This is a genomic window from Aeromonas sp. QDB23, assembly GCF_027707745.1.
GTDB lineage: Bacteria > Pseudomonadota > Gammaproteobacteria > Enterobacterales > Aeromonadaceae > Aeromonas > Aeromonas allosaccharophila.
The window spans coordinates 1-1,057 of record NZ_JAPCJA010000155.1; the positions used below are offsets into that span (position 1 = coordinate 1).

Genomic DNA, 1,057 nt, shown 5'->3' on the forward strand with positions numbered 1-1,057 from the left:
CCTGCATGGAGACGCGATTAGATCACAGACGATCTGCCTGTTCAAATTTCATTAACAAAGTGCGATCCCGCCCTGGGGTATTACCAGTGATAGTGCCCTCTTTGACTATGCCAAAAGCAGTGGTCTCTGTTAGTCGATAGACGCATCAAAGATTAACGTGACATCACCTTTATAGGTAGAGCCAGGATATTTTATCATCTCTGCTACAGTGCCGCCGACAACTTGAAAAAGAATAGCCCTTGCTCCATTAGTTACAGATTTTTCATGTGTAGATAAAATAAATTTCTGCGCATTTATCGTCAAAGGAGTCATTTTATTGTTAATGTGCACATAGTTTGTTTTCAATGGAACTGTCCGCCCTTTACCATCTTTTAATGCACAATCAGTCCCCCATGTATACTGGCAGCGCAATGCCACAGTAAATGGTGCGCTATACCATATCCGGAAAGGCAAGTTCTGCTGTAATACCCTTGGTGCCGTTTTTCTGTCATAAACAAAATTAATCCATCCTTCAGGAGGCTGCAACACCACTTTATTGCCGCCTGATGGAAACTCAACCTTTATCTGATGGCGAACTTTTACTTTGAAAGAGACTATTAATTGCGGGTCAGTATAGGTACCATTCCCAAAGTCCAAATCCTTCCCATTGCCGATTGAAAATATCATTCTCCCGTTATAAATGCCATTTTCCATTTTGAGAGGATTTGGCGCCTCAAGTTTATAACCAAGATATGCAGAGGCAACTGTTATTTTAGCCCCCGCATACATACTGTTATTTCCATAACATGCCCCGCCAACCGATTGCTTATTGATATTTACGTCACGATATAAAAATATAGCTATGTTGTTGCTCCAAATTGCACTGTCAGAACAATCACCTTTATCAGGTATCTTATCGTTACTGGGCAGTGACAAATTTAGCTGAGAACCAACTGCTGTAATTATAAACTTCATGCTATATGATGCTCCCCCCCCCTCCTTTACCCAGGGCGGGAGCACACTTTGTTGATATTTTAACCAAAGAATAACTGAGCCCGATAGTCGTCATTCCAGCCGG

The 1,057-nt window shown here is 41.8% G+C and carries 1 protein-coding gene; it reads right to left on the reverse strand.

What is annotated here, in order from left to right:
• Positions 1-129: 129 nt before the first annotated feature.
• Positions 130-954, reverse strand: coding sequence for a hypothetical protein (locus PG888_RS22930; RefSeq protein ID WP_270694475.1), 825 nt, complete (start codon positions 952-954; stop codon positions 130-132).
• Between the last annotated feature and the right edge of the window lie 103 nt (positions 955-1,057).